This is a genomic window from Isoalcanivorax pacificus W11-5 (assembly GCF_000299335.2).
Classification (GTDB): Bacteria; Pseudomonadota; Gammaproteobacteria; order Pseudomonadales; family Alcanivoracaceae; genus Isoalcanivorax; species Isoalcanivorax pacificus.
On the sequence record NZ_CP004387.1, the window covers coordinates 1,002,498 to 1,021,369 of the forward strand.

Here is an 18,872-nt window from a genome sequence, read left to right on the forward strand (position 1 = left end):
TGCGTTGACCGAACCACCCGAGCGTGGGATCCAGGGGAGATCATCTCGATGAGTAAAGACGGCGTAAACACCAGCCGGCGTACCTTTCTGATTGGCCTGACATCCGCTGTCGGTGCCGTGGGCGCAGTCGGTGTTGCAGTTCCCTTTGTTAAGTCCTGGCTGCCCAGTGCCCGTGCCGAAAACGCCGGCGCCCCTGTGCAGATCGATATCAGCAAACTCGAAGAAGGCCAGCGCGTGGTGCGTGAGTGGCGTGGCCAGCCGGTATGGGTGGTGCGTCGCAGCAAGGAAATGCTGGAAGGGCTGGACAAGCTGGCTACCGAAGAAGTGCTGTCGGATCCGGAATCCAGCAACACCAATCAGCAGCCGGATTACGCTCAGAACCAGTATCGTTCGATCAAGCCGGAAGTGCTGGTGCTGATCGGTACCTGTACTCACCTGGGCTGCTCGCCGACCTATACACCGCAACCGACGGTGCAACTGGAGTTTGGTGGCTTCTTCTGCCCCTGCCACGGTTCCATGTTCGATTTCGCGGGACGGGTCTATCGCAGTGTGCCGGCGCCGACCAACCTGGTTGTGCCGCCACATTCCTACCTCAGCGACGCCGTTATCATCATTGGCTCTGAAGAAGGGGAGACCGCGTGATGGGGATGATCAAGGGTGCAGTGGACTGGGTTGATGCCCGTCTGCCGGTGGTCAATGCCTTCAAAAAGCACATGTCGGAGTATTACGCGCCGAAGAATTTCAACTTCTGGTACTACTTCGGTGTGCTGTCTCTGGTGGTGCTGGTCAACCAGCTGCTCACCGGTATCTGGCTGACCATGTTCTATTCGCCCTCCGATGCGTTCGCGTCGGTGGAATACATCATGCGCGACGTCCAGTTCGGCTGGCTGATCCGCTACATGCACGCGGTCGGCGCCTCCGCCTTCTTCGCTGTGGTGTATCTGCACATGTTCCGTGGCCTGCTGTACGGTTCGTACAAGCCACCGCGCGAGCTGGTGTGGATTTTCGGCATGATGATCTATCTCGCGCTGATGGCCGAAGGTTTCCTCGGTTATGTGCTGCCCTGGGGCAACATGTCCTACTGGGGCGCGCAGGTGATCATTTCCCTGGCCGAAGCGATTCCGTTCCAGGTGTTGCCGTTCGTGGACGGCACCGAAGCGGCCGCCATGGGCGAGGCGCTGACCACCTGGGTGCGTGGTGACTACCTGCTCTCCGAAGCCACCGTGAACAAGTTCTTCGCACTGCACGTGGTGGCGATTCCGCTGGTGCTGGTGGCGCTGGTGGTGCTGCACATCCTGGCGCTGCACGAAGTGGGTTCCAACAACCCGGACGGCGTCGAGATCAAGAAAAACAAGGACGAGAACGGCATTCCGAAAGACGGCATTCCGTTCCACCCGTACTACACCGTGAAAGACCTGGTCGGCGTGGTGGTGTTCCTGATGGTGTTCGCCGTGGTGCTGTTCTTCTTCCCCGATGGCGGCGGCTATTTCATCGAGCGTCCGAACTTCACCCCGGCAAACCCGCTGGCGACGCCGGATCACATCGCACCGGTGTGGTACTATGGGCCGTACTACGCGATGCTGCGGGCGACCACCTTCAGCTTCCTGTTCGACGCCAAGACCTGGGGCATGATCATCATGGGCGGCGCGATTGCCATCCTGTTCGTGGTGCCCTGGCTGGACCGTCATCCGGTCAAGTCGATCCGCTACAAAGGCATGCTGAGCAAGGTCACCCTGATGCTGTTCGCGCTGTTCTTCCTGGTGCTGGGCTTCCTGGGGACACAGCCTGCCAATAACAGCTTCCTGGGCATCAGCTTCACCGGCTGGGCACAGATTGGCACCTTCTATTACTTCATCTTCTTCCTGGTGATCCTGCCGTTTGGTCACCGCTTTGAGAAGTCGAAACCAGTTCCGGATCGGGTTACGGGAGGCCACTGATGAAAAAGCTGGTTGTATTGCTGCTCAGTTGCCTGCCGGTCCTGGCATTTGCCGCCGGTGGTCATAACGAACACGTGGTGCATGCGCCGATCAACCTGCAGGACAAGGTGTCCAAGCAGCGTGGTGCGCAACTGTTCGTCAACTATTGCATGGGCTGTCATTCGCTGGAGTACCAGCGTTATGGCCGCATGGCGGATGATCTGGGTATTCCGCGCGAACTGGTGATGGAGCACATGAACTTCACCAGCGAGCAGATTGGCGACCAGATGAACAACGCCATGCCGAAGGACGAGGCATCCACCTGGTTTGGCGCGGCGCCGCCGGACCTGACCATGGTGTCCCGTCTGCGTACGCCTGACTGGCTGTATTCCTATCTGATCAGCTTCTACCCGGACGACAGCCGTCCGTACGGCTACAACAACCACGTGTTCCCGTCCGTGGGTATGCCGCACGTCATGGCTGATCTGCAGGAAGAACTGAGCGAGGAAGACTTCAAGCAGGCGATGCTGGATATCACCCACTTCCTGACCTACACCGCCGAGCCGGTGCAGCTCGAACGTGAGCGTCTGGGGGTCTATGTGCTGGTGTTCCTGTTCATCCTCCTGATTCCGGCGTATCTGCTGAAGAAGGAATACTGGAAGGACGTGGAGTAAGTTTCACGCACTTCCGGCGCGAAACAGGGTAACCTTGCCAACGCCCGGCTCTGCCGGGCGTTGTGTCTGGCCCGGGGGCTTAATCCCGGCCGGCGCAGCGGTTATCCTGTTTCTTGTCTTTTTTATCACCCTGTCGCGGGAGACGACTCACCATGGGCGTTGTTACCAAGCGTTCCTCGATGACCTTCTTTTCCAACCCACGGGACCATTACAGCCATCGGGTCCGTATCGTGCTGGCTGAGAAAGGGGTCACCGTCGATATCGTTGATGTGGACGACAACAACAAGCCGGAAGACCTGGCTTCGCTGAATCCCTACAACGAAGTGCCGACTCTGGTGGACCGCGAGCTGACGCTGTTTCAGTCGAACGTCATCATGGAATACCTTGACGAGCGTTTTCCGCATCCGCCGTTGCTGCCGGTGTACCCGGTGGCGCGTGCCCAGAGCCGTCTGTTGATCCACCGTATCGAGCGAGACTGGTGTGTCCATGTGGATGCCATTGCCGCCGGTGTGGAGAAAGAGGCCGAACTGAACAAGCGTCGCAAAGAGCTGCGAGACGGTCTGACCAGCATTGCTCCGCTGTTCAATGAAAAGCCGTTCTTCATGAACGACGAGTTCACCCTGGTGGATTGCACGATTGCACCGATCCTGTGGCGCCTGGCGTCGCTGGGTATCGAGCTGCCGGCCAAGCAATGCAAGCCGCTGCTGGACTATGCCGAGCGCGTGTTCAAGCGTGACAGCTACCAGGCCAGCCTGTCCGAACAGGAACGGGAAATGCGCAACCCGCTGTAAGGCGGGTTGTGCTGCATCCAGAGGAGGGCCAATGTCAGCCATGACCCCTAACAGACCGTATCTGATTCGCGCGGTCTATGAGTGGATCTGTGACAACGGCCTGACCACCCACCTGCTGGTGGATGCGGAATACCCCGGGGTGCATGTGCCGCGGGAGTTCATCAATAACGGCCAGATCGTGCTGAATGTTGCTCCGGCGGCAGTGCAGCAGTTTGTGGCCGGCAATGACCTGATCAGCTTCTCGGCCCGGTTCAGCGGCCGCCCGATGCAGATCGAGATACCGGTCAATGCCGTGCTGGCGGTATTCGCCCGCGAAAATGGCGAAGGTATGGCGTTTGAACCGACGCCGCCGAGCGATCCCGAGCCGACCCCGGAACCGGAAGGCGGGCGGCCGTCCCTGAAAGTCGTCAAATAGATTTCCTGTTCGTCTGCTGTGCACTCTCTGTCTGAAGCGGCTCCCGGCCTTCCCTGGCTCTCTTTGTGGTTAGCGGCAGGACCCACTGTCTGCCGTACCTGTGTGGATGGCCGGCGTGCCGTCGGGCAGGCGTTGCACAACAGCTTGTCCGCGCGAAGCAGGTCGCTTCACGTCTCCGCCCAATAGGGGTATCGTGTCGGCCTGCCGCAACCCGCCTTCATACGGTCGTCCGCCTGCCGGGAGCAGGGCGATACGCGGGTGTTTCTGTGGCGAGATAACAGACCCGGCGCTTGCCGTTTTCTTTTTTCGGAGCTGTTCTGCATGTTGTCGAGACTTTCTCCCCGTGTGCGCATGCTGCTGACCCTGGTGCTGGCTGTGTCTGCCGTACTGGTACTGCTGCGTATCGGTTTCCTGTTGTACTTCCTCCGGCCCCAGGCCGAAATGCATGGCGATGCCCTGTCCCAGGCGTTCTGGATTGGTGTCCGCTTTGACCTGAGGCTGGCGCTGCTGGTGATGCTGCCGGTGGCAGTGATCAGTTTCCTGCCCTGGCCGCTGCGGCTGCGCGACAGCCGCATCGCCGGTGCGCTGATGATTGCCTGGCTGGTGCTGGCCTCGCTGGGGCTGTCGCTGTTCTATATCGCTGACTTTGCCCACTTTGCCTACCTGGGCGAGCGTATCAACGTCACCGTGCTGGAATTCTTCAAGGACCAGCGCGATTCCATGGCGATGGTCTGGCAGACCTACCCGGTGGTGCGCCTGTTGCTGGTGCTGGCGGTGATGGGGTTCGTTGGCTATCGCTTCGCACGCTTCCTGTTGAACCGTTATCGCAGCCAGCCCTGGCCTGAGTACCGCTGGTACACGCGCCTGGCCATTGTCGGTGTATGCGTGGCGCTGTTCTGCGTCGGCATTATCGGCAAGGTCACCAGCGTGGTGCCGCTGCGCTGGAGCAACGCCTTTTTCTCCGGCAACGTGCAGATCTCCTCGCTGGGACTGAACCCGGTGGTGTACTTTTTCGACACCTACACCAACCAGGGCAAATCGTTCGACCGGGAGAAGGTGGCCGAACACTACGACCAGATTGCGTCCTACCTGGGCGTGACTGAGCGTGACCCGGAGAATCTCTCTTTCGTTCGCCAGGTACCGGGCAACGACAGCGGCCGCCGTCCCAACGTGGTGTTCATCATGCTGGAATCGCTGGGTGCCAACCGCCTGGGCCTGTACGGCAACCCGACCGGCGCCACGCCGCATCTGGATGCGCTGGCCAAGAATGACAGCCTGTTCTTCCCGCGTTTCATGGTGCCGGCCAGCGGTACCGCGCGCACGGTATTCGGTATCGTGACCAGCATTCCGGATGTGGCCTGGGGCGGCTCCACCTCCTCGCGCAATCCGCTGATCATTGACCAGTACACGCTGGTGAATGAGTTCAAGGACTACCACAAGCTGTACTTCATTGGCGGTGACGCCGGCTGGGCCAATATCCGCGGCCTGCTGGAGCACAACATTGATGGCCTGGAGCTGTGGGAACAGAAGGATTACGACGCCCCCACGGTCGATGTATGGGGTATCTCCGACCGTGAACTGTTCAAGGCAGCGCACAAGCGTGCCAGTGAGGCGGCGAAGGATGGCCCGTTCGTGATGTTTATCCAGACCGCTGCGAACCACCGGCCCTATACCATCCCGGTCGATGACTCCGGTTTCGAATACAAGACGCCGGACATGGACTGGCTGGGCAAATACACCTGGCAGGACCATGGCCAGTACAACGCCGCGCGGCTGCTGGATTTCAATATCAACTTCTACCTGAACGAGCTGGTGCCCGGTTCAGCCTACGACGGCAACACGATCTTTGTGCTGTACGGCGACCACAACACCCGGGGCACCTTCGGCCAGCATATGGGCTGGACTGAGCACCTGGGGCTGGATGGCTATCACGTGCCGCTCATCATCCATGCGCCGGGCCTGATCGATGAGGCAAGGGAAATGGAGATGAACGCCAGCCTGGTGGACATTCTGCCGACCACGCTGGCACTGGCCGGCCTGCCGTATGAGAACCGCACCATGGGCCGCAACCTGTTGCAGGCTGATCCGGACTGGAACTATGTGACGGTGTTCGGCGGCGACCGCAGTGTAAGGCCCTATATCGGTCTGGTGGGCCCGGAGCATTACCTGCAGATGTACTACGACGGCGATCAGGCGCGCCTGTATTCGCAGATCGAGCCGTCGCTGGAGAACGAGTTGTCCGAGGCCCTGCCGGAGAAGAAGGCAGAGTTGAAATCGCTGCTGGAAGGGTTGTACGAAACCCAGCGTTATATGCTGTATCACAATAAGAAGTGATGCCGCGATAAAACAAGAAAAGCGCCGGAGTATCGGCGCTTTTTTTATGGGGTGCGTGCAATGAAGCGGTCAGGGCTGGTCGATATACTCGATGATCTTTACGATCTTCTGCACGCCGTAAACGCGCTGTACCTGCTCAACCGCTGCGTCGGCTTCGGCGCGGGTCAGCAGCCCCATCAGGTAGACCACGCCGTTGGCGGTGACGACTTTGGTGCGGGTGCCGGGGGCATCGCCGTCGATCAACAGGCGGCTTTTGGTCTTGGTGGTCAGCCAGCCGTCGTTGAAACCTGCGACCCAGGAGCTGCGCGGCCCGACCTGCAACTCGTTGTGCACGTTGCGGACGTGCCGCACGCGGCCGGCGATGTCGCTGGCACGCGCCTTGAGCTGCGCGTCGGGGACTTCGCCTACCAGCAACACGTTGCCGTTGAAGCTGACCACGTCGAACGAGGACTCTTCCGCGAAGCGCGGGTCATCGCGCAGCAGATTGATGCGCACCTTGCGCTCGATGCTGCCGTCTTCGATGCGGGCGCCGAAGGTACGCGAGCCGTGGCTGGTGTCCACCGGCTCGTCGGACCAGGAGGCGGTGACGCTGGCGCAGCCCGTCAGGCTGAGCGTCAGGCTCAGTGCCAGTGCACTCCACAGCGCGCCACGCCCTGAGGTGACTGCCATTTATTCCCCTCCAAACAATTGCTGGTCGATGTAATCACACAATGCGTGGATGACCAGCAGATGAACTTCCTGGATGCGGGCGGTGACTTTCGCCGGCACACGGATTTCGACATCGCCGGCACTGTAGAGGTTCGCCATTTCACCACCTTCGCGACCGGTCAGCGCGACCACGGTCATGTCACGGTCGTGGGCGGCCTGCACGGCCTGGATCACGTTGGCGGAGTTGCCGCTGGTGGAGATGGCCAGCAAGACGTCGCCGGCGTTGCCCAGCGCGCGAATCTGCTTGGAGAAAATTTCGTTGTAACTGTAGTCGTTGGCGATCGACGTCACGGTGGAGGAGTCCGTGGTCAGGGCCACCGCCGGCAACGCCGGGCGTTCGCGCTCGAACCGGTTCAGCAATTCGGAGGAAAAATGCTGTGCGTCACCGGCAGAGCCGCCGTTGCCGCAGGTCAGGATCTTGCCGCCGTTGAGCAGCGACTCCACCATGCGCTGGCCGGCGGCCTCGATCACTTCCGGCAGCACTTCGGCGGCCTGGACCTTGGTTTCGATGCTGTCGACGAACATCTGCCGGATTCGTTCTACGCTCATTGGGTGTCTCACTCCGAGTCAAACCGCGTTAATGCCAAGGCTGTCATTCAGCATAAAAGGCATGTGTGATCCATTCAAAGTCCGGCTCGCCGCCGGCGCCGGGCGCCACGCCCAGCACATCGAAACGACAGTCCAGCGTCGCCTGGCCGGGATGGGCGGCCAGATAATGACGCGCCGCGCGCACCAGCCGCTGCTGCTTGCGGGCGGTTACCGACGCCGGTGCGCCGCCGTAGTCCTGTGAGGCGCGCAGGCGCACTTCCACAAACACCAGCACGTTGCCACCGCGCATGACCAGATCAATCTCGCCCTGGCGACAGCGGTAATTGCGGGCCACGGTATCCAGCCCCTGCCGGTTGAGCCACTGTTCGGCCTGCCGCTCGGCGCTGGCGCCGCGCGTGCGGCGATCGCCGCCGCCGAACAGCATGCGCATCACGGCGTCTGCACGACCGGTTGCCGCTCCGGCTGGCCGCGCCGGAACCAGGCCCAGTCGAGTTCGCGTACCAGCCGATGCTGTGCGTCCAGGCTCAGCTCGCCGGTGGCGCCGGGCAGGCTGCTGCCCGGCACTTCCCGCAGCAGGGCCAGGCGTGCCTGCAGGCGATAGGCGTCCACGCCCATGGCGAACAGCCGCTCGTAGCGGCCGTGGCCCTGCGGCCAGGCCTGGGCAACGGTCTGATGCAATGCAGAGTCGTGATCCAGCAACCAGGGGAGGTCGACAAAGCGGATGCCGTTGAGGTCTGTGTCGGCGCGCCGGTCCGGCTGGCCGTTGTAGATATGCGAGGTGGAGTAGACCGGCAGGTCTTCTGCGTAATGGAAATTCAGGGCCGGCTTGAGCTGACGGCCCTGGGCCGGGCTGGCCACGATAAAAATGAAATCCAGATCCTGGCGGCGACGGCCCTGCAGGTGCACTTTTTCCTGGATGAACTGCGCCACTGCTTCAGAGCGGGCGCGGCTCTGTTCGATGCTGAGCATCTGTTTCACGTCGTTGCTGATGTCGTCACCGTAGCCGCGTTGCGCGGTCAGGATGCCGCCCTGGTCCTGCCAGGCCTGGGTGAAGGCAGCAGCCAGGCGCTGACCCCATTCATTTTCCGGATACAACACACCTGCCAGGCGCGCGCCTTCGGCATAGGCCTGGCGGGCGATCTGGCGGGCTTCGTCTTCGGGGGCCAGGCCAAACTGATACAGGTTGGCAGACGCCGGGGCGGTATCGGTGTAATTCAGTGTCAGGGTGGTGACGGGCAAATCCTGTACGCCGGCCAGTTGAGTGACCTGTTCTTTATCCAGCGGGCCAATGATGAATTCAGCACCGCTCACCAGGGCCTGGTTGTAGAGCGCAAACAGGTCTGCCTCGTGTGTATCGAAGAACAGGATTTCAGGCACCGGATTACCCTGTTCCAGCGCACTGTAGTAACCGGCCAGGATGCCGTCGCGTACGGCCTGCGCTGCGCCGGCCAGCGAACCGGCTTCCGGCAGCAGCACGGCCACACGCTGCGGCCGCTGGCTGACCGCCTGCTGCAGTGCCTGCACCATGACCGGCTTGTTGCGCGCCGCCGGATGATTGCGCCAGCGACGTTCCCAGTCCTGCAGGCCCGTTATCTGGCGGTCGATATCCGCCAGCGGATCACGATAGACCTGCGCCAGTTCTGCCCAGCCGAGCAGATCCTGTTCGCTGCTGCCGGCCAATGCCTGCAAGGCGGTCTGTGGCATCTGCATCAGCAGTGTCCAGATCATCTGCTGGTTGTAGTCCTGGTCGTCGGTGTCCAGCATCGGGTCCACCGCCACGCGTGCGCGCAGGCTGGCGGCGAGTTCGCCGTTGATCGCCAGTGCGTCGGCACGCAGCAGCAGATAACGGTTCTGCAATGCCAGCGGGGCTTCATTCACCAGGCGGTCGACCTGATAACGAGCGTTGTCGCTGAGCAATGCCAGGGCATCGCCGGCTTCCTGGCGTGCCAGCAGCAGTTGCGCGCGCAGCATCAGCCATTCCAGCCGCAGATCGCCGCTGAGGCGTTCGCCGTCGATCCGGTTCAGCAAGGCTTCGGCATCGCGCGGGCGATCCGATGCCAGGTAGCTGCGTGCCCAGGCCATTGCCAGCGTGGTGCGCTCCTCGCCCTGTCGGGTGGAGAGCTCGCCCAATGCCTCCTCCAGTTGCGCCGGGGCGGCGATCACGGTGCCGCGATCCGGGCGGGCCGGCGCAGAAGAAGAGGTCTGGGTGGGGCTGGTCGTACAGGCACTGAGCAGCACCAGCAGGCTCAGGACAGGAATCAGCAGACGATAGGGCATGATCACCAGCGGTCGAATTGTGGAAATGAAGCGGCTATTGTAGGCGGTTCATCTATAGCCCACCACCAAGCTGACGGCGGCGTGTGCGCCGTGCCGCTGTTGCTGGGATCAATGTCTGTTGCAGAGGTTCCCTGGCCATGTCCGGCGCTTTATATGTTGTCAGCACGCCGATCGGTAATCTGGAGGACATCACCCAGCGCGCGTTGCGCGTGCTCGCTGACGTCGAGGTGGTGGCCGCCGAGGACACCCGCCGCAGTGGGCAATTGCTCGATGCGCTGGGTATCCGTGCCCGGCTGGTGAGTTGCCACGATCACAATGAAGGAGAGCGCAGCACGCAACTGGTGGCGCAAATGCAGGCTGGCGCGTCGGTGGCGTTGATCTCTGATGCGGGGACGCCGCTGGTCAGTGACCCAGGCTTCCGTCTGGTGCGTGCCTGCCAGCAGGCGGGGGTGCCGGTGGTGCCGGTGCCGGGCGCCAGTGCCGTGCTGGCCGCGCTGGCCGTGGCCGGCCTGCCCACCGACCGCTTTCTGTTCGAGGGGTTTCTGCCCAATAAAGGCAGCGTGCGTGACGAGGCGCTGCGCAATATTCTCGCCAACCGCGCGACGTCGGTGCTGTTTGAGGCGCCGCATCGACTGCTGTCGCTCCTGGAGAGCATTGAGGCCGCTGGTGCTGGCGAGCGCGAGATCACCTTGTGCCGCGAACTGACCAAGCGTTTTGAAACCGTGATCCGCGACAGCGTTACCGGCCTGCGCCAGCGCGTAGCGAATGACCCGGACCAGCAGCGCGGTGAAGTGGTGCTGGTCCTTGCCGGTGCTCCGCCCGAGGCGGCCGGGGACGCGGAGTTGATTCCCCTGGCCAAGCTGCTGCTCGAAGAACTCCCTGCCTCCCGCGCTGCCCGCATCCTGGCAGCGTACTCCGGCCGCAAACGTCAGGAGGTTTATGAGTGGCTCGGACGCCTTTAATGCCCGGGCCACAGCGGCGGGCTGCGAGCCTGAATCGTTTGGCCCGCAGCTCGCCGCTTGCAGCCCGCCGCTGGCGCGCCCCCGGGCACGCCTGTAGACTCCGTCGCGAACCAACCAGACAGTCGCTGGCGGCGCAAGCCGCTGGAGGAAAGTCCGGGCTCCACAGGGCAGGGTGCCAGGTAACGCCTGGGGGCCACGCTGGCGACGGCGTGGCTACGGCCAGTGCCGCAGAGAAGATACCGCCGATGGCCCGTTTCTTCGGAACCGGTGCACAGGTAAGGGTGAAAAGGTGCGGTAAGAGCGCACCGCGCGACGGGCAACCGCCGTGGCAGGGTAAACCCCACCCGGAGCAAGACCAAATAGGTGTCCCATGGCGCGGCCCGCGCTGGACACGGGTAGGTCGCTAGAGGCCGGCGGCGACGCCGGTCCCAGATGAATGACTGTCCACGACAGAACCCGGCTTATCGGTTGGTTCCCTGATCCGCAAGGCAACGGTGGGGGAGAGTGGGAAAGCAAAAGGCTCTCCCTCATCGTTGCTTATTCTTTATTTTCCTCATTGAATCTTATTCATATAGCCAATTATTCTAACACTTAATGTAAAACCTCAGATGGTCCGCCCAGGCTGCTGATTAGTCTTGTGGCCCCCTTCCCGAAGACTGGCAAAATGCCTCCCCTGACCCCCTAAATCACTGATTCGCAAAAGCTTTCTTTTACATTCGCTGACCCGGCGTTGCTTGACTTTGAATTTGTCGCGGCCCTAGAGTGTCGCAATGTGGAGAAAAGTGGGATTTAGTGGGATTTCGAGCAGTTTCGGGTGCGGTTTTGTGGGCATCCGAAGGAATCCCGGTGAGCAGCCTGGATCGGCCAGGTGGATGGAACCGGCAGCGGGGTAATCATCGTGTTCAGTGGGCGCACCGCCCTCAATGTGGATGCCAAAGGGCGTCTGGCGATACCGACCAGACACCGTGACGCGCTCGTGCGCGCCTGCGGCGGACGCGTTGTGCTGACACATCACCCCTACGACAACTGTCTGTCCCTCTATCCCGAACAGCAGTGGCAGGACGTCGCCCGTCAGGTGGCGGGTCTGAGCGACGCCGAGCCGGTGGTGCGCTACCTCAAGCGCCGCTTTCTCGGTCAGGCCGTGGAGCTGGAAATGGACGCCAACGGCCGATATCTGGTGCCTGGCGAACTGCGTGAACTGGTGGCCCTGGAAAAGCGCGCCATGCTGGTGGGGCAGATTCATCGTTTCGAAATCTGGAGCGAGGCCGCCTGGCAGGCGGAGCAGGACCAGTATGGCCAGATGGATCTTTCGGCCATGCCGGAAAGCGTGCAGAAGCTGGCGTTCTGAACTGCGCCTGAAGCGAACGTTCCGACAGCCACAAGGGCCACGCCATGACGCAACCTGAGCAGTACGTACACCAGCCGGTCATGCTGGAGGAGGTGCTGGAATTGTTGCCTACCAGGACAGACGGTTTCTACGTCGACGGCACCTTTGGCCGTGGTGGACACAGCCGGGCACTGCTGGCGCGCCTGGATGCTCAGGGACGGCTGGTCGGAATCGACCGTGACCCGCTGGCCATCGCCGCAGGCCATGATCTGGCACAGGCCGACAGCCGTTTCCGTATTCATGCGGGCCGTTTCGACTGCCTTGAACAAGTGGTCGCCGAAGCCGGGCGTCCGCTGGATGGTGTGTTGCTGGACCTGGGGGTGTCGTCGCCGCAACTGGACGACCCGGCCCGGGGGTTCAGCTTTATGCGCGAAGGGCCGCTTGATATGCGCATGGATCCTACCAGTGGCGAAAGTGCTGCTCAGTGGCTGGCCCGTGCTGAAGAAGAAGACATCGCCAACGTGTTGTATCGCTATGGCGAAGAGCGCCGCTCCCGGGCCATTGCCCGCCGCATCTGCGCGCAGCGCCGCGAGCGACCGCTGACCACCACCACGGAACTGGCGGCGTTGATCGAATCCGTGCTGGGACGTGGTGTACCGGGCAAGCATCCGGCCACGCGCAGCTTCCAGGCGATCCGGATCCATGTGAACCAGGAGCTGGCTGCCCTGGAAGCGGTGCTTGATCAGGCGTTGCAGTGCCTGGCACCCGGCGGCCGGCTGGTGGTGATCAGTTTTCATTCGCTGGAAGACCGGCTGGTGAAGCTGTTCATGCGTGATGCCTCGGGGCGTCGTCCGCAACCCCGGGGTTTGCCGTTGCCGCCGCAGCCGGTGTTGATGAAACCCCTGGGCAAGGCGCGGCAGGCCGGTGACGCCGAAGTGGCGGCCAACGCCCGGGCGCGCAGCGCGGTGCTGCGGGCTGCAGAAAAGGTGGTTGCCTGATGGCCGCGGTGGCCGAGCGCAACAACCCGCTGATCTGGCCGGCGCTGACCGCCGTGCTGGTCATGACGGCGGTGGCGGTGAGCTACAGCGTGCATCAGGCCCGCAAGCTCACCGCACAGTCACAGCAATTGCAGCGCGAACAGTACCGGCTGCACACGGAATGGGGGCAATTGCTCCTTGAAGAAAGTACCTGGGGTTCATTCGCGCGAGTGGAACAGCTCGCGCGGCAGGAACTGAAAATGAAACAACCAGCGGCCAGTGAGCGGGTAGTGGTGCGTCCATGAGCGGAGCACGGCGTCACAGCAGACAACAGCAGGCAGGCTACAGTCCACGGCGATTGCGCGTGGTGCTGGGCGCGCTGGGCGTCTGTGCGCTGGTGCTGGGCTGGCGTGCGCTGGACCTGCAGGTGCTGCAACATGATTTTCTCGCCCGCCAGGGCGACCTGCGCAACCTGCGTACTGAGCCGCTGGCAGCGCATCGGGGTGTGATCACCGACCGCGCCAACCGTCCGCTGGCCGTGAGCACCCCGGTCACCACCTTGTGGGCCAACCCGCGCGAAGTCCTGGCCGCGCGCGAGCAGTGGGTGAAACTTTCCAACAACCCGGTGCTCAACAGCCGCACGCTTTCGCAGCGTGTCGAGGCCAACGCCGGCCGGGAGTTTATTTACCTGGCCCGCCACCTGGCGCCTGAGCAGGCACAGCAGGTGCTTGATCTGCGCGTGCCCGGCATCTACGCCCTGACCGAGTACCGCCGTTATTATCCGGCCGGCGAAGTCACCAGCCATTTGGTCGGCTTCACCAACATTGATGATGTCGGGCAGGAAGGCATTGAGCTGTCCATGGATAACCGCCTGCGCGGCACACCGGGGCGCAAGAAAGTGGTACGCGATCTGCACGGCCGCGTGATCCAGGATATTGCCGTACTGGAAGAGGCCCACCCGGGCAGCAATGTGACCCTGAGCATCGACCTGCGCCTGCAGTATCTCGCCTACCGCGAACTGCTTGCTGCCGTAACGCGCAACCGCGCCGCCGGCGGCAGCGCCGTGGTGCTGGATGCCAGAACGGGCGAAGTGCTGGCGATGGTGAACCAGCCGGCCTACAACCCGAACAACCGCTCCGGCGTGCAGACTGCCGCGCTGCGCAACCGCGCCATCACCGACGTGTTCGAGCCGGGCTCCACCATCAAGCCTCTGACGGTGGCGGCTGCGCTGGAAAGCGGGCTAGTCTCGGTGAACTCCACCGTCGACACGCGGCCGGGCACCATTCGCGTGGCCAACAAGACGATTCGTGATCACCGCAACTACGGCGTCATCGACATCACCACGGTGCTGACCAAATCCTCCAACGTCGGCACCACCAAGCTGGCGTTGGCGATGGAAGATCATGCGCTGCCGGCGTTCATGGAACACTTCGGCCTGGGCACCGCCACCGGCATTCCGTTCCCGGGTGAAAGTGACGGCATGTTGCCGATCCGGTCGCGCTGGCGCGATATCGAAACTGCCGCTCTGTCGTACGGTTACGGTGTGTCCGTGACGGCATTGCAACTGGCACGCGCCTACGCCGTGATCGCCAATGGCGGCATAAAAGTGCCGCTGTCGCTGGAAAAAGTGGACCAGCCGCCGCAGGGCGAACGCATCATCAGTGCAGAGCACGCCAGTGCTCTGGTAAGCATGCTGGAAACCGTCATCAGCGCCGAGGGCACCGCGCGGCGCGCGAAAGTGCCGGGCTACCGTGTCGCCGGCAAGACCGGCACCGTGCACAAGCTGACCGCCGCCGGCTACGCCGATGATCGTTACGTGGCGCTGTTTGCCGGTATCGCCCCGGCGGAAGATCCGCGTATCGTCACGGTGGTAGTGGTGGATGATCCGCAGGGTCAGGACTACTACGGCGGGCTGGTGGCGGCGCCGGTGTTTGGCAGCATCATGGCCGGCGTCCTGCGCACACTGAATATCGAACCGGAACAGCCGGTCGGTACTTATGCCGGCGTGATCGACCGGGAGGGCCGTCTATGAGCCTGGCCCTGAGTCAGCTGCTGCCCGACATGCCCCTGCCGGCGTCGCTGGCGGCGACGCCGATTTCCGCACTGTGTCTGGACAGCCGGCGCATCAGCGCCGGCGATACGTTTGTGGCGCTCGCGGGGCATCAGCAGGACGGCCGCATCTATATCGAGCAGGCCATTGCCGGCGGCGCGACGCTGGTGCTGGCGGAAGCGGACGAAACCCGCGTTGTCATGCAGCAGGGCGTGCCGGTGATCGGCATCACTGCGCTGCGCCAGCAACTGGGTGTGATTGCCGCGCGGCTGTTCGGTGAACCGGGCAGGGCGATGACGGTTACCGGCATTACCGGCACCAATGGCAAGACCAGCACCAGCTGGTTCCTGTGTGATGCGCTCAATGCGGTGGGCCGCGCCTGTGCGCTGGTCGGTACGCTCGGGCTGCGGTTTGCCGGGGCGCTGGAGGATGTGGGCCACACCACGCCGGATCCGATCACGCTGCAACGGGCGCTGGCCCGTTTTCGCGATGAAGGCGCCCAGGCGGTGGTGATGGAAGTGTCTTCCCACGCGCTGGATCAGGGACGCCTGAATGGCACCCCGGTATCGGTGGCCGTGTTCACCAATCTCAGCCGTGATCATCTGGATTATCACGGCGACATGGAACAGTACCTGGCGGCCAAGGCGAAGCTGTTTGAGGGGGCCGACCTGTCGCTCGCGGTGATCAATCTGGATGACCCGGCCGGCGTGCGCCTGCGTGAGCGCCTGCCAGCGCGGCTGCCCTGCATCACCTTCGGTGATCACGCCGACGCAGTAGTACGCTGCGAGCGCCTGCAGGCCGGCGCGGACGGCATCCGCTTTGTATTGAATGTGGCCGGCACAAACGTGACGGCCAGCGTGCCGCTGTATGGCCGTTTCAATCTTGACAACCTGATGGCAGTGGCCGCCGTGCTGCACGGGCTGGGCTACGATGCCGACGCGCTGGAGCGCGCCTTCGCTGCGGTGACACCGGTACCGGGCCGTATGCAGCCTGTCACGCTGGCTGGTACGCCGGCACCAGTGGTGCTGGTGGATTACGCCCACACCCCGGATGGCCTGGACAAAGCCCTGCGTGCTGCGCGCGTGCATTTTGCCGGCCGGCTGCATTGCGTGGTCGGTTGCGGCGGCAACCGGGATCGCGGCAAGCGTCCGGAGATGGCGGCGGTCGCTGAGCAACTGGCCGACGTCGTGGTGCTGACCAGCGACAACCCGCGTTTTGAATCACCGCAGGCGATCCTGGCTGACATGCGCGCCGGGTTGGCCCAGCCTGAGCGGGCCCGCATCATCGTGCGCCGCGACGACGCCATTGCCGAGGCGATTGGGCAGGCGGGTGACAATGACGTGGTGCTGATCGCGGGCAAGGGGCACGAGACGTATCAGGAAATCCAGGGCCAGCGCTACCCGATGGATGATCGCGCACTGGCACTGGCGGCACTGCAGGCACGTCGTGCCGGCGGGGAGGGCGCATGAACCTGTCCCGTATCGCCGCACTGACCGGGGGCACGCTGGTGGGCACGGATATCGCCATCGAGCGTGTCAGCACCGACACCCGCACCCTGCAGGCCGGAGATTTTTTTGTCGCGCTGCGCGGCGAACATTTCGATGCACACGATTATCTGGATCAGGCCGCCGCTGCCGGCGCCCGTGCCGCGCTGGTGGAACAGCCCACCGGGGCTTTCGCCCACTATGTGCAGGTGCAAGACAGCCGCCGCGGCCTGGGCCTGCTCGCTGCCGGATGGGCGGATCAGTTCACTGCACTGCGCATCGGTGTGACGGGCAACGCCGGCAAGACCACCGTCAAGGAAATGATCGCGCTGATGTTGGGCGGGCAGACGCTGGCAACACGCGGCAACCTGAACAACGACATCGGCGTGCCACTGACATTGTTGTCGCTGAATGACAGCCACCGTTTCGCGGTGATCGAACTGGGCGCCAATGCGCCGGGTGAAATCCGCTGGACCAGCAGCCTGGTGAAACCGCAGATTGCACTGATCACCAATGTCACCGGCGCGCATCTGGAAGGCTTTGGCACCTTGCAGGGCATTGCGGATGCCAAGTCAGAAATTTTCACCGGCATGCGCGCCGGCAGCACGGCCATCATCAACAGCGATGATGCCTTTGCGGATTTCTTCAGTGCGCAGGCGGAAAACGCCGGCCTGACACTGTGCCGGGTCAGCGCCGAACAGGCAGCGGATATCAGTGCCACCGATATCGAGACCGATATTGATCAGGTGCGTTTTTCACTGAGCGTCGGCGGCGATTTCTACCCGGTGATGATTCCCTTGCCGGGCCGGCATCAGGTCAGCAACGCGCTGCTGGCGCTGGCGGCGGTGAACGCTGCAGGTATCCCGCTGGCCCAGGCCATTGGCCGGCTGGCCACACTCAAGCCGGTGCCGGGGCGCGTCAACCGCAGCGCCTGCCTGGGTGGCACGCTGATCGATGACAGCTATAACGCCAACCCCGGTTCGGTACAGGCCGCGATCGCGTTGCTGGCGGACTATGCGGCGCCGCGCATGCTGGTGCTGGGCGCGCTGGGCGAACTTGGCCCGCAGTCTGCCGACATTCACAGGGAACTGGGCCGTACGGCACGCGCCGCCGGCATTGAACATCTGGTCGCGGTGGGCGAAGGCGCCCGTCCGGCCGCAGAAGGATTCGGTGAGTCGGCACGTTACGCCGCGCACCATGAGGCGGCGGTGCAGGAGGCACGGCCGGTGTTGCAGGGCGGGGGCACGGTGCTCGTCAAAGGGTCACGCAGCGCACATATGGACGTGGTCGCGTCACAGCTGCGGGCAATGGGGGAGACACACTGATGCTGCTTTGGCTGGCAGAATACCTGACGCAGTTCCATCCCGGATTTCTGGTGGTGCAGTACCTGACGCTGCGCGCCATTTTCAGCGTCCTGACGGCGCTGGTGATCTGTTTCGTGGTCGGGCCGGTAATGATTGAAAAGCTGCGTCATTACCAGGTCGGCCAGGCGATCCGCGATGACGGGCCGAAAAGTCACCTGAGCAAGGCCGGCACGCCGACCATGGGTGGCGCACTGATCCTGGTGGCGATTGTACTGGCCTCGCTGCTGTGGGCTGATCTGGAAAACCGTTTCGTCTGGATTACCCTTGGCGTGCTGTTCATTTTCGGCGCCGTGGGCTGGGTCGATGACTGGCGCAAGGTGGTGGAAAAGAACCCGCGTGGGCTGCCCGCGCGCTGGAAATACCTGTGGCAGTCGGTCGGTGCCATCGCGGCCGCCTGCGCATTGTTCTTCACCGCGCAGACCCCGGCGGAAACGCAGCTGATCGTGCCGTTCTTCAAGAACGTGGCCATCAACCTGGGCGTGTTCTACATCGTACTGACCTATTTCGTGATCAACGGCACCAGTAACGCGGTGAACCTGACCGATGGCCTCGACGGGCTGGCCATCATGCCGACCGTGCTGGTGGCCGGCGCGCTGGGCGTCTTCGCCTATGTGAGTGGCCACGCCCAGTTCGCCAATTATCTGCACATTCCCTACATCGCCGGCAGCGGCGAACTGGTGGTGATGGCGGCTGCGATCTGCGGTGCCGGGCTGGGGTTCCTCTGGTTCAACGCTTACCCCGCGCAGGTGTTCATGGGCGATGTCGGTGCGCTCGCGCTGGGCGCGGTGCTGGGGGTGATGGCCGTCATCGTCCGGCAGGAAATCGTGCTGTTCATCATGGGTGGCGTGTTCGTGATGGAAACCGTCTCGGTGATGTTGCAGGTGGCCTCCTTCAAGCTGACCGGCCGCCGTATTTTCCGCATGGCACCGATTCATCACCATTTTGAACTCAAGGGCTGGCCGGAGCCGAAGATCATTGTCCGGTTCTGGGTGATCACAGTGATTCTGGTATTGGTGGGTCTGGCGACCCTGAAGATTCGTTAAC

General features: G+C 62.9%; 18 protein-coding genes and 1 other RNA gene. 15 read left to right on the top strand and 4 right to left on the bottom strand.

Features of this window, described 5'->3' with window-relative positions; translation table 11 throughout:
• The first annotated feature begins 48 nt into the window (after window positions 1-48).
• From petA to S7S_RS04755, 6 genes are all read left to right on the top strand, one after another.
• Window positions 49-642, top strand: coding sequence for a ubiquinol-cytochrome c reductase iron-sulfur subunit (gene petA / locus S7S_RS04730; RefSeq protein ID WP_008739493.1), 594 nt, complete (start codon window positions 49-51; stop codon window positions 640-642).
• 5 nt (window positions 643-647) lie between these two features.
• A complete protein-coding gene (locus S7S_RS04735; RefSeq protein WP_008739495.1) occupies window positions 648-1,937 on the top strand; it encodes a cytochrome b in 1,290 nt (429 codons plus the stop codon).
• Window positions 1,937-2,590: a cytochrome c1 gene (locus S7S_RS04740; RefSeq protein WP_008739496.1), complete on the top strand. Its 654-nt coding sequence runs from the start codon at window positions 1,937-1,939 to the stop codon at window positions 2,588-2,590. Before S7S_RS04735 ends, S7S_RS04740 begins: the two co-directional genes overlap by 1 nt.
• Window positions 2,591-2,742: 152 nt before the next feature.
• Entirely contained in the window at window positions 2,743-3,381 is a 639-nt protein-coding gene (locus S7S_RS04745) for a glutathione S-transferase N-terminal domain-containing protein (RefSeq protein WP_008739497.1), read from the top strand.
• Between the two features lie 40 nt (window positions 3,382-3,421).
• Window positions 3,422-3,796, top strand: a complete 375-nt coding sequence (locus tag S7S_RS04750; protein WP_008739498.1) for a ClpXP protease specificity-enhancing factor — start codon at window positions 3,422-3,424, stop codon at window positions 3,794-3,796.
• Between the two features lie 321 nt (window positions 3,797-4,117).
• A complete protein-coding gene (locus tag S7S_RS04755; RefSeq protein WP_144401593.1) occupies window positions 4,118-6,130 on the top strand; it encodes an LTA synthase family protein in 2,013 nt (670 codons plus the stop codon).
• Window positions 6,131-6,199: 69 nt separating this feature from the next.
• Here the strand turns inward: S7S_RS04755 and S7S_RS04760 are convergent, their stop codons facing one another.
• From S7S_RS04760 to S7S_RS04775, 4 genes are read right to left on the bottom strand one after another with little or no spacing between them, the layout of a single operon-like run.
• The gene (locus tag S7S_RS04760) at window positions 6,200-6,799 is read right to left on the bottom strand and encodes a BON domain-containing protein (protein WP_008739500.1); all 600 of its coding nucleotides are present in this window, start codon (window positions 6,797-6,799) and stop codon (window positions 6,200-6,202) included.
• On the bottom strand, window positions 6,800-7,387 hold the full coding sequence (locus S7S_RS04765; protein WP_035205740.1) for a phosphoheptose isomerase: 588 nt from the start codon (window positions 7,385-7,387) through the stop codon (window positions 6,800-6,802). It lies immediately after the preceding gene.
• Between the two features lie 43 nt (window positions 7,388-7,430).
• Complete coding sequence (locus S7S_RS04770; RefSeq protein ID WP_008739502.1) at window positions 7,431-7,817, bottom strand: YraN family protein; 387 nt, start codon at window positions 7,815-7,817, stop codon at window positions 7,431-7,433.
• Window positions 7,817-9,664: a penicillin-binding protein activator gene (locus S7S_RS04775; RefSeq protein ID WP_008739503.1), complete on the bottom strand. Its 1,848-nt coding sequence runs from the start codon at window positions 9,662-9,664 to the stop codon at window positions 7,817-7,819. The genes S7S_RS04770 and S7S_RS04775 overlap by 1 nt, the downstream gene beginning before the upstream one ends.
• A gap of 137 nt (window positions 9,665-9,801) precedes the next feature.
• Between S7S_RS04775 and rsmI the strand changes: the two genes are divergently transcribed.
• The 9 genes from rsmI (at window position 9,802) to mraY (ending at window position 18,871) form a co-directional block, all read left to right on the top strand.
• On the top strand, window positions 9,802-10,626 hold the full coding sequence (gene rsmI / locus S7S_RS04780) for a 16S rRNA (cytidine(1402)-2'-O)-methyltransferase (protein WP_008739504.1): 825 nt from the start codon (window positions 9,802-9,804) through the stop codon (window positions 10,624-10,626).
• Between the two features lie 106 nt (window positions 10,627-10,732).
• An RNA gene (rnpB, locus tag S7S_RS19010) (RNase P RNA component class A) lies at window positions 10,733-11,106 on the top strand.
• A gap of 388 nt (window positions 11,107-11,494) precedes the next feature.
• Window positions 11,495-11,974 (top strand): division/cell wall cluster transcriptional repressor MraZ, encoded by a 480-nt coding sequence (gene mraZ / locus S7S_RS04785; RefSeq protein ID WP_008739505.1) that lies wholly within the window; start codon window positions 11,495-11,497, stop codon window positions 11,972-11,974.
• Window positions 11,975-12,018: 44 nt separating this feature from the next.
• Window positions 12,019-12,951, top strand: a complete 933-nt coding sequence (rsmH, locus tag S7S_RS04790; protein WP_008739506.1) for a 16S rRNA (cytosine(1402)-N(4))-methyltransferase RsmH — start codon at window positions 12,019-12,021, stop codon at window positions 12,949-12,951.
• Window positions 12,951-13,235 (top strand): cell division protein FtsL, encoded by a 285-nt coding sequence (ftsL, locus tag S7S_RS04795; protein WP_008739507.1) that lies wholly within the window; start codon window positions 12,951-12,953, stop codon window positions 13,233-13,235. Before rsmH ends, ftsL begins: the two co-directional genes overlap by 1 nt.
• Window positions 13,232-14,962 (top strand): peptidoglycan D,D-transpeptidase FtsI family protein, encoded by a 1,731-nt coding sequence (locus S7S_RS04800; RefSeq protein WP_035205743.1) that lies wholly within the window; start codon window positions 13,232-13,234, stop codon window positions 14,960-14,962. Before ftsL ends, S7S_RS04800 begins: the two co-directional genes overlap by 4 nt.
• On the top strand, window positions 14,959-16,449 hold the full coding sequence (locus tag S7S_RS04805; protein ID WP_008739509.1) for a UDP-N-acetylmuramoyl-L-alanyl-D-glutamate--2,6-diaminopimelate ligase: 1,491 nt from the start codon (window positions 14,959-14,961) through the stop codon (window positions 16,447-16,449). The genes S7S_RS04800 and S7S_RS04805 overlap by 4 nt, the downstream gene beginning before the upstream one ends.
• Window positions 16,446-17,789 carry a UDP-N-acetylmuramoyl-tripeptide--D-alanyl-D-alanine ligase gene (locus tag S7S_RS04810; RefSeq protein ID WP_008739510.1) on the top strand — a complete coding sequence of 448 codons (1,344 nt, stop codon included), beginning with the start codon at window positions 16,446-16,448 and terminating at the stop codon, window positions 17,787-17,789. Before S7S_RS04805 ends, S7S_RS04810 begins: the two co-directional genes overlap by 4 nt.
• A complete protein-coding gene (gene mraY, locus S7S_RS04815; protein ID WP_008739511.1) occupies window positions 17,789-18,871 on the top strand; it encodes a phospho-N-acetylmuramoyl-pentapeptide-transferase in 1,083 nt (360 codons plus the stop codon). Before S7S_RS04810 ends, mraY begins: the two co-directional genes overlap by 1 nt.
• The last annotated feature ends 1 nt before the right edge of the window (window position 18,872 follow it).